This is a genomic window from Bacillus sp. PK3_68, from assembly GCF_003600835.1.
Classification (GTDB): domain Bacteria; phylum Bacillota; class Bacilli; order Bacillales; family Domibacillaceae; genus Pseudobacillus.
In genome coordinates, this window is the sequence record NZ_NQYC01000001.1 from 4,173,471 (window position 1) to 4,187,059 (window position 13,589).

Below are 13,589 nucleotides of genomic sequence, written 5' to 3' on the forward strand. Positions count from 1 at the left end.
GTTTGAGGAGATGAAAGATGTGAAGAAATTAAGTCTTTTAGGTGCAACTGGCTCGATCGGCCGCCAGACACTGGATGTGATCCGGGAGCATCGTGATGATTTTGCGCTGGTTGCTTTTTCAGCCGGTCGAAATATTGAAGAAACACGGAACATTATTAGTGGGTTTCAACCTGAATTAGTATCTGTCGAGCTTCGGGAGGACGCGGAGAAACTAAAGTCAGAATTTCCTTTTTTAAAAGTGGTGTACGGACAAGAAGGACTTGTTGAAACGGCTGTTTATCAAAAGGCGGACATTCTTGTGAATGCTGTGCTTGGGAGTGTCGGCTTACGCCCGACACTGCAGGCGATTGAAGCAGGTAAGACAATTGCTATCGCAAATAAAGAAACACTTGTAACGGCCGGGCATTTAGTTATGGCAGCCGCTGAAAAGCATAATGTGGCTCTTTTGCCGGTAGACAGTGAGCATTCTGCGATTTTTCAATGTCTGCAAGGGGAAAAAGAGAAAAACATTGCACGCCTCATACTGACAGCTTCGGGAGGTAGCTTTCGTGACCGGACACGAGAAGAATTAAAGAATGTAACTGTACAGGAAGCGTTAAATCATCCAAATTGGTCAATGGGCGCAAAGATCACGATTGATTCGGCTACAATGATGAATAAAGGCTTGGAAGTTATTGAAGCACACTGGCTTTTTCATTTGCCATATGAGCAAATAGATGTTATTTTACATCGAGAAAGTATTATTCATTCGATGGTCGAATTTCAAGATAGTTCGGTAATCGCTCAATTAGGTACCCCTGATATGCGCGTGCCAATCCAATATGCGCTTTCTTATCCAGATCGGCTCCCTTTGCCTTCTGCTCGGCGTCTCAATTTGCTGGAAGCGGGCAAGCTTCATTTTCAGCCGATGGATCAAAAGCGTTTTCGGATGCTTGCGCTTGCTTATCAGGCGGGAAAAGCGGGCGGCACAGTTCCCACTGTGTTGAATGCTGCTAACGAGGCGGCTGTTGCTGCTTTTCTTGACGGGAAAATAACATTTTTGCAAATTGATGAAATGGTAGAGCGGGCTCTTGAAAAACATCAGTCCATTATGCAGCCCGATCTGGAAACGATACAGCAAACCGACAAAGAAACACGGAATTTCGTCCACTCACTTTTATAAAAAAGGTGGTTATCTATATTGAATACTGTTATAGCGTTTATCGTTATATTTGGCGCCCTCGTTTTTTTTCACGAGCTAGGTCACTTTATTTTTGCCAAGCGGGCGGGGATTCTCTGTCGAGAGTTTGCCATCGGTTTCGGACCAAAAGTGTTTTTCCATAAAAAAGGAGAAACCATATATACTCTTCGGCTTCTTCCTCTAGGGGGATACGTCCGCATGGCTGGGGAAGACCCAGAAATGGTAGATTTAAAAGCCGGTCATCGCATCGGTGTTCTGTTTAATGATCATGAAGAAATTGTCAAAATTATCGTTTCTGGCAAAGACCGTTATCCAGAAGCTCGAGTAATTGAGGTAGAGACCGCCGATCTCGAACATCAGCTTATTATTAGAGGCTATGAGGACGGAGAAGAAGAAATTAAAACGTTTCCGATCCATCGGGAGGCCGTTATTTTAGAGGATGGGGTGGAGAGCCAGATCGCGCCATGGGACCGACAGTTCGCCTCGAAAACGCTAGGACAGCGATCGATGGCTATTTTTGCAGGTCCGCTCTTTAACTTTATTTTAGCTTTTTTTGTTTTTATTCTCATTGCTATGATGCAGGGAATGCCTACAAACGAGCCCGAGCTTGGCAAGCTGACCTCCGATGGAGCAGCAAAAGAAGCGGGCTTAATGGAAGGCGACAAAGTTATTAGCATTAATGGACAAGGGGTAGCAAGCTGGAATGATATCGTTACTGTCATTCAGAAAAACCCCCAGTCTGAGATTGACTTTACAGTAGAAAGAGACAATAAAACACTAGATATTCCAGTAACACCGAAGGTCCGTGAGGTGGAAGATCAAAAGATTGGAGTAATCGGTGTACACAGTCCAGTAGAAAAATCGTTCTTCGGTTCCATCTCCTATGGCGCGAAAGAAACGTATTTTTGGACAGTAGAAATTATTCGGTTGGTCGGCAAGCTCGTCACTGGGCAATTTTCGATCGATATGCTTTCGGGTCCTGTTGGCATCTATGTATCCACTGACACAGTAGCTAAGTCAGGCATTATGAACTTGATGAAGTGGGCCGGCGTGTTAAGCATTAACCTAGGCATTATGAATTTATTGCCGCTTCCAGCATTGGACGGCGGGCGCCTATTGTTTTTCCTCGTTGAAGCGCTCAGAGGCAAGCCGATTGATCGCCAAAAAGAAGGAATGGTTCATTTTGTTGGTTTCGCCTTGTTAATGCTTTTAATGATCGTGGTAACATGGAATGATATTCAACGATTCTTTTTACAATAAAATAGTCTGAGGTGTATGTGATGAAACAAAGCCAAACGTTAATACCCACATTAAGAGAGGTACCGGCTGATGCAGACGTAAAAAGCCATCAGTTGCTGTTAAAAGCGGGATTTATCCGTCAAAACGCCAGCGGAGTATACAGTTATTTGCCGCTTGGTAAAAAAGTGCTTCGCAAGGTAGAGGAAATTGTTCGTGAGGAAATGGACAACGCTGGAGCTGCAGAACTTTTGATGCCAGCTTTACAGCAGGCTGAGCTGTGGCAGGAATCTGGACGCTGGTACACGTACGGCCCAGAGCTTATGCGCTTGAAAGATCGACATGAACGCGAGTTTGCCCTTGGAGCAACTCACGAAGAAGTGATTACAAGCCTGGTTCGTGATGAAATAAAATCGTACAAGCGTTTGCCGTTAACCTTGTATCAAATCCAAACTAAATTCCGGGATGAAAAGCGGCCGCGGTTTGGCCTGCTCCGCGGGCGGGAGTTTGTTATGAAAGATGCTTATTCTTTTCATACCTCTCATGAAAGCTTAGCGGAAGTATATGACCGGATGTACACGGCTTATTCAAATGTATTCCGTCGCTGCGGATTAGATTTTCGAGCTGTTATTGCTGACTCAGGAGCGATGGGTGGCAAGGACACACATGAATTTATGGTTCTTTCTGAGATCGGTGAAGATACCATTGCCTACTCTGATTCTTCTGATTATGCAGCTAACATTGAAATGGCTCCGGTTGTTACTGCCTATGAAAAGAGTGGGGAAGCGGAGCGCCAAATGGAAAAAGTGGAAACTCCGGATGCTAAAACAATCAGCAGTGTAGCAGAGCTCTTGAATGTTTCTGCGGAGCAATGTTTAAAAACGCTTCTCTTTAAAGTGGATGGAGAATATGTCATCGTTCTCGTTCGGGGCGATCATGAAGTGAATGAAATTAAATTGAAAAACTTATTCCAGGCAGATGTCGTTGAGCTTGCCGAGCATGAAGAAGTGAACGAAGTGCTTGGCTGCACGATTGGTTCTCTTGGACCGGTAAACGCCAAAGAAGGTGTGAAAGTAATTGCGGACCATGCGGTGAAAGCTATTACGAATGGTGTGTGTGGAGCGAATATAGAAGGCTATCATTTTGTAAATGTAAATGCGGAAAAAGATTATCGTGTAGATCAGTATGCGGACTTGCGCTTTATTCAAGAAGGAGATCTTTCTCCGGATGGAAAAGGAACCATTAAGTTTGCTAAAGGAATCGAAGTAGGCCATATATTCAAATTGGGCACACGCTACAGTGAAGCGATGAATGCCACGTATTTGGATGAAAACGGCCGGACGCAACCAATGATCATGGGCTGTTACGGAATTGGGGTTTCACGGACGTTGGCTGCCGTAGCTGAACAATTTAATGATGAACAAGGATTTATTTGGCCGAAGGCCCTCTCTCCTTTCGATATTCACTTAGTGCCAATCAATATGAAAGATGAAGGTCAGCGTACACTTGCTGAAGAGCTTTACAGTCTGCTTCGAGAGAACCGTTATGATGTATTGATGGATGACCGAGCAGAGCGTCCGGGCGTGAAGTTTGCCGATAGTGATTTAATCGGTTTGCCTATCCGAGTAACAGTAGGTAAAAAGGCAGCAGAGGGAATTGTTGAAGTGAAGGTTCGCAAAACCGGTGAAATGATAGAAATTCAGCGAAATGAGCTTGTCTCTAAGCTGCATGAGATTTTTCAAGCCATCTAATTGTCAATGTTATCGGCTGATTCTCCTGCAGAGACCTAGCTAAGTTAATAATTTTAGAGCGGTAATTTTGTTGCTATCTAAGTTTGTGCAGCATAAATATTTAAAGTCACCTGAATCAGGTGGCTTTTTCTTTCTGAATTTCTGTTAAAATAGAAGAGAACAATCAATTGGGAGGCATGCAAATGAGTGAAGAATCCCAGGGAAGACGACAGCGGTTCCAGCTGCTCTTACAGCAATTGAAATTGACAGAAGATGCAGTCGTCCGCCATTTTGAGGGAGCTGAAATTGCAAAGTTAACAGTAGAAAGACAGACCAAACGTTGGCATTTTTCTTTTGTCACCGAAACTATTATTCCTTGTCAGCTTCTTGAAACTTTTACAAATGCGCTACATTATGCATTTAAAGAGATTGCGCAGGTTACTTTTTCAATAAAAGCAAAAAATACAGCTGTGACAGAAGAGTTGATCAGTGAATATTGGTCCTTTTGCGTAAGTCAGCTAGAGGGAATCTCTCCTCCGATGCTTGCGCTGTTAAATAGACGTACACCTACTGTGAAAGGAAATAAATTAATCGTTAGTGTTGGCAATGATACAGAAGGCATGACATTAAAAAATAAATATGGCGAATGGATTTGCCGTACTTATCAAAACTATGGCTTTCCACCGGTAGCATTTGATATAGCAGTTGCAGAGGCAGAAACAAATGATGAATTCCAACAGTTTTTGGAAGCCAAACAAAAGGAAGATGCCGAGAGAGCTATGCAGGCAGTAGCTGAAATGCAGAAACGGGAAGAAAATGCAGGAGACGATCAAGAGGTGGCTAGTGGTCCTCTTATGATTGGCTTAACCATCAAAGAAGATGCCGAGTTTAAAAAGCTGGAGGAAATTCAAGATGAAGAGCGCCGAATAGCGATTGAAGGATATGTTTTTGATGCGGAAACGAAAGAACTTCGAAGTGGCCGTACGCTGCTAACATTTAAAATTACTGATTATACCGACTCTATATTAGTAAAAATGTTTTCTCGCGACAAAGAGGACGCAGCTCTTTTCGGCCGTTTGAAAAAAGGCATGTGGGTAAAGGCAAGAGGGACTGTGCAAAATGATACGTTTGTCCGTGATCTTGTCATGATTGCCAATGATGTCAATGAGATCGCTCCAGTTATGCGCCAGGATACAGCTCCCGAAGAGGAAAAGCGTGTGGAGCTTCACCTGCATACACCAATGAGTCAAATGGACGCTGTCTCACCAATAGGCGATTTGGTAGCCCAAGCAGCTAAGTGGGGACACAAGGCTATCGCCGTTACCGATCATGCAGTAGTTCAATCGTTTCCAGACGCCTATAGTGCCGGGAAAAAGCATGGCATAAAAGTGCTGTATGGCTTGGAAGCTAATTTGGTAGATGACGGCGTTCCGATTGCTTACAATGACGTTCATCGCTTGCTTGCGGATGAAACCTACGTGGTGTTCGACGTAGAAACGACAGGGCTTTCAGCTGTTTATGATACGATTATTGAATTGGCCGCAGTGAAAATAAAAGACGGTGAAATTGTGGACCGTTTTGAATCATTTGCTAATCCGCACCATCCTCTTTCTGCGACTACAATTAATTTAACGGGCATCACAGATGATCTTGTTCAAAATGCCCCTGAAGTCGAAGAAGTACTAAAAAAATTCAAAGATTGGGCAGGAGATGCCATTTTCGTTGCCCATAACGCTTCCTTTGACATGGGCTTCTTAGATGCCGGCTACGTTCGGTACAATCTTGGCAAGTCGTCGAATCCAGTTATCGATACGCTTGAATTGGCGAGATTTTTATACCCGACTTTAAAAAACCACCGGTTGAATACGCTCGCCAAAAAATTCGATGTCGAGCTTACCCAGCATCACCGGGCGATCTATGACGCCGAAGCGACGGGTTATTTGTTTTTAAGAATGCTCAAGGATGCGAATGAAAAAGGGATTGTTTATCATGATGATTTAAACACCCATATGGGGGATGGCGGTGCTTATAAACGAGCTCGCCCTTATCACTGTACAATTTTGGCGCAAAACGATGCTGGTCTGAAGAATTTATTTAAGCTTGTTTCGATTTCACATATAGATTATTTTTACCGGGTACCGAGAATTCCGAGATCTGTCCTCCAAAAGCATCGGGAAGGACTCATTGTCGGCTCGGGCTGTGATAAAGGCGAAGTATTTGAAAGCATGATGCAAAAGGGGATGGAGCAGGCAGAAAAAGCGGCTAAGTTTTATGACTATCTTGAGGTTCATCCAAAAGAAGTGTATAGCCACCTGCTTGAATTGGAGCTTGTTCGCGATAATAAAGCGCTTGAAGACATTATCAAAAAAATCGTAGAGCTGGGGGAGAAAATGCAGCTTCCTGTAGTAGCTACAGGGAATGTTCACTATCTAAACCCAACGGACAAGATTCACCGTAAAATCCTGGTTAGTTCTCAAGGAGGGGCGAATCCGCTTAACCGCCATGAGTTGCCGGATGTCCATTTCCGCACGACGAATGAAATGCTTGATGCCTTCAGTTTCCTTGGAAAAGAGACAGCAGAAAAAATTGTGATTAAGAACCCTAATGAAATAGCAGAGAACATTGCTGAAATTAAGCCGATCAAGGATGATCTTTATACGCCAAAAATTGAAGGGGCCGATGAAGAAATTCGCCAGATGAGCTATGACATGGCAAAGCGGATTTATGGAGAAGAACTGCCGGAAATCGTTGAAGCACGATTAGAAAAAGAGTTGAAAAGCATCATCGGACACGGATTCGCTGTTATTTACCTTATTTCTCATAAGCTCGTAAAAAAATCACTCGATGACGGCTATCTTGTTGGTTCCCGTGGATCCGTCGGCTCCTCGTTTGTGGCTACCATGACAGAAATTACAGAAGTGAACCCATTGCCGCCACATTACGTTTGTCCGCAGTGTAAAAGATCGGAGTTTTTTAATGACGGTTCTGTTGGCTCTGGATTTGATTTGCCTGATAAAAATTGTCCGGACTGCCAGGTCAGATACAAAAAGGATGGGCATGATATTCCGTTTGAAACATTCCTTGGGTTTAAAGGAGACAAGGTTCCGGATATCGACTTGAACTTCTCCGGAGAATATCAGCCGAGGGCCCACAATTATACGAAGGTACTATTCGGGGAAGAGTATGTATACCGGGCGGGAACGATTGGTACAGTGGCGGATAAAACAGCATTCGGTTATGTGAAAGGTTATGCTTCAGATAATAATCTGCAGCTCCGGAACGCAGAAGTGGACCGGCTGGCAAAGGGCTGTACTGGGGTTAAACGGACAACGGGTCAGCATCCTGGCGGAATTATCGTTGTACCAGATTATATGGACATTTATGACTTTTCGCCGATCCAATATCCGGCGGACAGTGATAAATCAGAATGGCGCACGACACATTTTGACTTCCATTCTATTCATGATAATTTGTTAAAGCTCGATATTTTAGGACACGATGATCCAACGGTTATTCGGATGCTGCAAGATTTATCCGGCATCGATCCAAAAACGATCCCGACGGATGATCCCGAAGTGATGAAAATATTCAGCGGCACGGAATCGCTCGGTGTAACAGAGGAGCAAATCATGTGTAAAACCGGTACACTTGGCATTCCGGAGTTTGGAACGCGCTTTGTCCGGCAAATGCTTGAGGACACGAAACCAACAACATTTTCGGAACTCGTCCAAATCTCAGGGCTGTCCCACGGAACAGATGTATGGCTCGGAAACGCCCAAGAGCTCATCCATAATGGCATTTGTGAACTAAGTGATGTAATTGGCTGTCGGGATGATATTATGGTTTATCTGATTTATCAGGGACTTGATCCTGCTTTCGCTTTTAAAATTATGGAGTCTGTCCGTAAAGGTAAAGGCTTAACTGATGAGATGGAAGAGGAAATGCGCAACAATAAAGTGCCGGAATGGTATATCGATTCCTGTAAAAAGATTAAATATATGTTCCCGAAGGCCCATGCTGCAGCTTATGTATTAATGGCTGTACGGATTGCTTATTTTAAAGTTCATTTGCCCCTTCTGTATTATGCAGCATACTTTACGGTGCGGGCAGAGGATTTTGATATTGATTCGATGGTCAAGGGATCGGCTGCTATCAAATTACTTATTGAGGAAATTAACGCTAAAGGATTAGAAGCGTCTCCTAAAGAAAAGAGTTTATTAACGGTATTAGAGCTAGCGCTGGAAATGTGTGAGCGTGGCTTTACCTTCCAAAAAGTAGATTTATACCGCTCAAGTGCGGACCAATTTGTTATTGATGGTGACTCGTTGATTCCGCCATTTAATTCGATTCCGGGGCTTGGCACCAATGCTGCTTACAATATCGTAAAAGCCCGGGAAGAAGGAGAGTTCCTGTCTAAAGAAGACTTGCAGCAGCGCGGGAAGGTATCTAAAACGATCATCGAGTATTTAGATAACCATGGCTGTCTTGTCTCTCTGCCTGATCAGAATCAGCTCTCGCTGTTCTAAGGCAAATTGCCGACGAGTTGCATAAAATAAAGGGATATGGTATATTTTAATGGAAATACTAATTGATAACTCTCTTTGAAAGAGTGGGGCATCCCCACTCTTTCGTCTTTGTAAAGGAGTTTCATTCTTGGTCAGGAATTTTATTCAACCAGGGGGTATATATGAGCAAAGTAGTTGAAACAGTCGAACAGCTAGTAAAACCAATTACTGAAGAGCTGGACCTAGAATTAGTCGATATCGAATATGTAAAGGAAGGGAAAAGCTGGTTCCTTCGTGTTTACATTGACAAAGAAACAGGAGTAGATATTGAGGAGTGTGGAATGGTCAGTGAGCGGCTGAGTGAAAAGCTGGATGAGACAGATCCCATTCCTTATAACTACTTTTTGGAAGTTTCTTCTCCAGGAGCAGAGCGTCCGCTTAAGAAAACTCGTGATTATGAGCGGGCGGTCGGAAAGCGTGTGCACGTAAAAACCTACGAGCCGATTGATGGAGAAAAAACATTTGAAGGCACTTTGTTATCGTTTGAACAAGAAGAGCTTGTCATCGAGTATTTAATCAAAACGAGAAAGAAGCAAGTGACTATTCCATTGGAAAAGATTGCGAAAGCCCGGCTGGCTGTTTCATTTTCTTAAATGAAAGGAAGACAGCCGAGCTTTCGGCCTAGCTTGGTTCATCTCATGAAGCAAAGTTGACAGTTTATTATTATGTAAGGGGGCGGAACGTCCGATGAGCACTGAATTATATGATGCTCTTTTATATTTGGAGAAAGAAAAAGGGATCGAGCGCAATTTAATTATTGAAGCGATCGAAGCAGCGCTGGTTTCAGCATATAAACGAAACTTTAACCAGGCGCAAAATGTCCGTGTTGATTTAAATCTTGAAACAGGAACAATGCGAGTGTTTGCCCGGAAAGAAGTGGTAGATGAAGTATTTGATTCCCGTCTTGAGATTTCCGAAGCGGAGGCGCGAGAAATCAATCCTTCTTATGAGCTGGGAGACATTGTGGAACTTGAAGTGACACCGAAGGATTTTGGACGGATCGCTGCACAAACAGCTAAACAGGTCGTTACCCAGCGTGTGAGAGAAGCAGAAAGAGGCATTATCTATTCAGAATTTATTGACCGTGAAGAAGATATCATGACGGGGATCGTCCAGCGTCAAGACTCCCGTTTTATCTATGTCAGTCTTGGCAAAATCGAGGCCCTTCTTCCTCTTTCTGAGCAAATGCCAAACGAGAGCTATAAGCCACACGACCGCATAAAAGTCTATATCACCAAAGTAGAGCGGACGACGAAAGGACCCCAAATTTTCGTTTCACGGACTCATCCAGGGCTGCTAAAGCGGTTATTTGAGATTGAAGTACCGGAAATTTTTGATGGCACAGTAGAGATTCGTTCGGTTTCTCGTGAAGCGGGCGACCGTTCTAAAATTTCTGTATATGCAGAAAACCCTGAGGTCGATCCGGTCGGTGCTTGTGTGGGACCAAAAGGAAGCCGTGTGCAGGCGATTGTTAACGAACTAAAAGGTGAAAAGATTGATATCGTCAAGTGGTCTGAGGACCCAGTTGTTTTCGTTGCCAATGCATTAAGCCCATCGAAGGTAATTGATGTACAAGTGGATGAAGAAGCAAAGGCGACAACGGTAATTGTCCCGGATTACCAATTATCTCTCGCTATTGGCAAGCGGGGACAAAATGCCCGTCTAGCGGCAAAATTAACAGGTTGGAAGATTGATATTAAGAGTGAGACAGACGCCCGGGAAGCTGGAATCTATCCGCGTGATCATGCAGCATCTGCTGTTGAAGACGAAGGCGCCTATGACTTTTCCTCCGAAGAAATCGAATAAGAGGTGAAGAAAATGAATCGCCCAAAGAAGGTTCCGTTAAGAAAATGTGTGGCTACAGGTGAAATGAAAGCCAAAAAAGAAATGGTACGTGTAGTTCGTTCAAAAGAGGGAGACGTATCGGTCGATTTAACCGGGAAAAAATCCGGTCGCGGTGCGTATGTGTCAAAAACGAAAGAAGCGGTAGAGCTGGCAAAAAATAAAGGCATTCTATCAAGACAACTGAATGCCGATGTGCCAGACAGTGTGTTTGAAGAACTCCTCTCTTACGTAGAAAAGGAGACGAAATAGCTGATGAATGAACCTCAGTGGGCCAAACTGCTGGGATTAGCCAATAGAGCACGAAAAATTATCTCAGGCGAAGAGCTGACAGTAAAAGAAATTCAAAAAGGCCGAGCGAAGCTGGTTCTGCTTTCAGCAGACGCATCACCCAATACGAGAAAAAAAATACAGGACAAAGCAGCCTATTATCAAGTGCCGTTAAGGTGGGTTGATAATCGGCAAGTCCTTGGCCAGGCCATTGGCAAAGAGGCGAGGGTAGTCGTAGCTGTTGTAGACGTGGGGTTTGCTAAAAAGCTTTCCACTCTCCTCGATGATACTATGCGGGGGTGAACATATGAGTAAGCAAAGAGTACATGAATATGCAAAAGAAAAAAACGTGTCAAGTAAAGTAGTCATTGAAAAACTCAAAGAGTTGAATGTAGAAGTCTCTAACCATATGACTGTTATTGACGAGGAGGCTATACAAAAATTGGAAAAATCTTTCGAAAACACAAACAAACAAACTAAATCTAATCAATCTAAACCAGGTACGTCCACTAAGCCAGCTGGCAGTTCCCAGGGAGCAGGACGAGGAGCATCTGCGAGCAAAGGAAAGCCAGGAAGCAAAGGGCCAGGCGGACAGAAAAATTCTCAGCAAAAAGGATTTAATCAAGGAAAAGGGAACAATAAAAATCAAGGGAGAGGCAAGCAGCAGGGAAACAAGCAGCGTCAGGCAAAACCAGTTGCTGCCCCGCAGCCGCCGAAAGTAAAAGAACTCCCTGAAAAAATTACATTTGCAGGTTCACTGACGGTAGCAGAACTGGCTAAGAAACTACACCGAGAACCATCTGAAATCATCAAAAAGCTGTTTATGTTGGGCGTAATGGCAACTATTAACCAAGAGCTTGACAAAGATGCGATTGAGCTTATAGCAAGCGAGTACGGTGTAGAAGTAGAAGAAGAAATTTTAATTGATAAAGCAGATCTAGAAATTTACTTTGAAGAAGCGAATGAGGAAAGCGAGAAAACAGAACGTCCGGCTGTTGTTACGATCATGGGACACGTAGACCACGGGAAAACAACGCTTCTTGACTCGATTCGCCATACGAAGGTAACCGAAGGAGAAGCTGGCGGAATTACTCAGCATATTGGTGCTTACCAAATTGAAGTAAATGATAAGAAAATTACTTTCCTCGATACGCCTGGACATGCTGCGTTTACGACAATGCGTGCCCGCGGAGCGAAAATTACCGATATTACCATTCTTGTGGTTGCAGCAGATGATGGTGTGATGCCGCAAACAATTGAAGCGATTAACCACGCGAAAGCGGCTGAAGTGCCGATTATCGTCGCGGTGAATAAAATTGATAAGCCGACAGCTAATCCGGATCGTGTCATGCAGGAGTTAACGGAGCAAGGGCTTGTTCCAGAAGCATGGGGCGGCGATACAATCTTTGTTCCACTTTCTGCGAAAACAGGAGAAGGTATTGAACAGCTTCTTGAAATGATTCTGCTCGTGGCGGAAGTGGCGGAACTCGAAGCTACTCCAAATCGCCGGGCAATCGGTACGGTAATTGAAGCTGAGTTAGATAAGGGGCGTGGCTCTGTCGCCACACTGCTTGTGCAAAACGGCACATTAAACATCGGGGATCCTATCGTTGTCGGAAACACATTCGGCCGTGTACGGGCGATGGTAAATGATCTTGGACGCCGCATCAAAACTGCAGGCCCTTCTACGCCGATCGAGATCACTGGCTTAAGTGACGTTCCGTTAGCCGGAGACCGTTTTGTTGTATTTGAAGACGAAAAAACAGCAAGACAAATTGGGGAAGCACGTGCCCAGGAAGCATTGCAAGCACAGCGCAGTGAAAAATCACGTGTCAGTCTCGATAATTTGTTTGAACATATGAAACAAGGGGAAATGAAAGACTTAAATATCGTTTTAAAAGCTGACGTTCAAGGGTCGCTTGAAGCGGTAGCAGCAGCTCTTCAAAAATTAGAAGTGGAAGGCGTAAATGTAAAAATCATTCACACAGGCGTCGGTGCGATCACCGAATCTGATATTATCCTTGCTTCCGCATCCAACGCTATTGTCATTGGCTTTAACGTTCGTCCAGACGTGAATGCGAAACGGGCAGCGGAAACAGAGGAAGTGGATGTTCGTCTACACCGTATTATTTACAAAGTTATCGAAGAGATTGAAGCGGCGATGAAAGGTATGCTTGATCCTGAGTTCCAGGAGAAAATTATTGGCCAGGCAGAAGTACGCCAAACCTTTAAAGTATCTAAAGTTGGAACAATTGCTGGTTCTTATGTGACAGATGGAAAAATCACCCGCGACAGCGGCGTGCGCTTAATCCGTGATGGCATTGTTATTTTTGAAGGAGAAGTAGATGCGCTTAAACGCTTTAAAGACGACGCAAAAGAAGTCAGCCAAGGGTATGAGTGCGGTATTACGATTAAAAACTTCAACGATGTGAAAGAAGGCGACATTATCGAAGCCTTCATCGAGGAAGAAATTGAACGCAAATGATCGGCTATGCTGAGGTAGAATATTTGATTTATGACTCGCACTCTTTAAAGGAAAAGCGGGCAGTGCTACAGCGTACAGTTACACGCTTAAAGCAAAAATTAAATGTTTCCGTAGCAGAAATTGATCATCAAGATGTTTGGCAGCGTACGAAACTAGCTGTTGTCACTGTCGCTTCATCCAAGAAAGCGGCGGAAAGGGAGCTGGCGAATGCCTTGCATTTTCTTGACTCTTTCCCTGAGTGGGAACGGCTCGCTGTTTCCTATGAATGGCTATAGTGAGGT

10 protein-coding genes are annotated in these 13,589 nt (G+C 44.0%); all 10 read left to right on the forward strand.

Annotation, left to right across the window (positions count from 1 at the left end; genetic code table 11):
• The first annotated feature begins 19 nt into the window (after positions 1-19).
• The 10 genes from dxr (at position 20) to CJ483_RS20990 (ending at position 13,583) form a co-directional block, all read left to right on the forward strand.
• Positions 20-1,162: a 1-deoxy-D-xylulose-5-phosphate reductoisomerase gene (gene dxr, locus CJ483_RS20945; RefSeq protein ID WP_120037298.1), complete on the forward strand. Its 1,143-nt coding sequence runs from the start codon at positions 20-22 to the stop codon at positions 1,160-1,162.
• 18 nt (positions 1,163-1,180) lie between these two features.
• On the forward strand, positions 1,181-2,440 hold the full coding sequence (gene rseP, locus CJ483_RS20950; protein ID WP_120037299.1) for an RIP metalloprotease RseP: 1,260 nt from the start codon (positions 1,181-1,183) through the stop codon (positions 2,438-2,440).
• A 20-nt stretch (positions 2,441-2,460) separates the two neighbouring features.
• Entirely contained in the window at positions 2,461-4,167 is a 1,707-nt protein-coding gene (locus tag CJ483_RS20955) for a proline--tRNA ligase (RefSeq protein ID WP_120037301.1), read from the forward strand.
• A gap of 182 nt (positions 4,168-4,349) precedes the next feature.
• Positions 4,350-8,672: a PolC-type DNA polymerase III gene (locus CJ483_RS20960; protein ID WP_120037303.1), complete on the forward strand. Its 4,323-nt coding sequence runs from the start codon at positions 4,350-4,352 to the stop codon at positions 8,670-8,672.
• Positions 8,673-8,833: 161 nt separating this feature from the next.
• A complete protein-coding gene (rimP, locus tag CJ483_RS20965) occupies positions 8,834-9,304 on the forward strand; it encodes a ribosome maturation factor RimP (protein ID WP_120037305.1) in 471 nt (156 codons plus the stop codon).
• A gap of 94 nt (positions 9,305-9,398) precedes the next feature.
• Entirely contained in the window at positions 9,399-10,517 is a 1,119-nt protein-coding gene (gene nusA, locus CJ483_RS20970) for a transcription termination factor NusA (protein ID WP_120037307.1), read from the forward strand.
• Between the two features lie 12 nt (positions 10,518-10,529).
• Positions 10,530-10,805 carry an RNase P modulator RnpM gene (gene rnpM / locus CJ483_RS20975; RefSeq protein WP_120037309.1) on the forward strand — a complete coding sequence of 92 codons (276 nt, stop codon included), beginning with the start codon at positions 10,530-10,532 and terminating at the stop codon, positions 10,803-10,805.
• Positions 10,806-10,808: 3 nt separating this feature from the next.
• On the forward strand, positions 10,809-11,126 hold the full coding sequence (locus CJ483_RS20980; protein ID WP_120037311.1) for a YlxQ family RNA-binding protein: 318 nt from the start codon (positions 10,809-10,811) through the stop codon (positions 11,124-11,126).
• 4 nt (positions 11,127-11,130) lie between these two features.
• Positions 11,131-13,308 carry a translation initiation factor IF-2 gene (gene infB / locus CJ483_RS20985; protein ID WP_120037313.1) on the forward strand — a complete coding sequence of 726 codons (2,178 nt, stop codon included), beginning with the start codon at positions 11,131-11,133 and terminating at the stop codon, positions 13,306-13,308.
• On the forward strand, positions 13,305-13,583 hold the full coding sequence (locus CJ483_RS20990) for a DUF503 domain-containing protein (RefSeq protein WP_120037315.1): 279 nt from the start codon (positions 13,305-13,307) through the stop codon (positions 13,581-13,583). Before infB ends, CJ483_RS20990 begins: the two co-directional genes overlap by 4 nt.
• Positions 13,584-13,589: the final 6 nt, after the last annotated feature.

Coding starts and splice junctions, on each gene's coding strand:
- CJ483_RS20955 (WP_120037301.1), top strand. CDS start 2,461: ATGAAACAAAGCCAAACGTTAATACCCACATTAAGAGAGGTACCGGCT.
- CJ483_RS20960 (WP_120037303.1), top strand. CDS start 4,350: ATGAGTGAAGAATCCCAGGGAAGACGACAGCGGTTCCAGCTGCTCTTA.
- rimP (WP_120037305.1), top strand. CDS start 8,834: ATGAGCAAAGTAGTTGAAACAGTCGAACAGCTAGTAAAACCAATTACT.
- nusA (WP_120037307.1), top strand. CDS start 9,399: ATGAGCACTGAATTATATGATGCTCTTTTATATTTGGAGAAAGAAAAA.
- rnpM (WP_120037309.1), top strand. CDS start 10,530: ATGAATCGCCCAAAGAAGGTTCCGTTAAGAAAATGTGTGGCTACAGGT.
- CJ483_RS20980 (WP_120037311.1), top strand. CDS start 10,809: ATGAATGAACCTCAGTGGGCCAAACTGCTGGGATTAGCCAATAGAGCA.
- infB (WP_120037313.1), top strand. CDS start 11,131: ATGAGTAAGCAAAGAGTACATGAATATGCAAAAGAAAAAAACGTGTCA.
- CJ483_RS20990 (WP_120037315.1), top strand. CDS start 13,305: ATGATCGGCTATGCTGAGGTAGAATATTTGATTTATGACTCGCACTCT.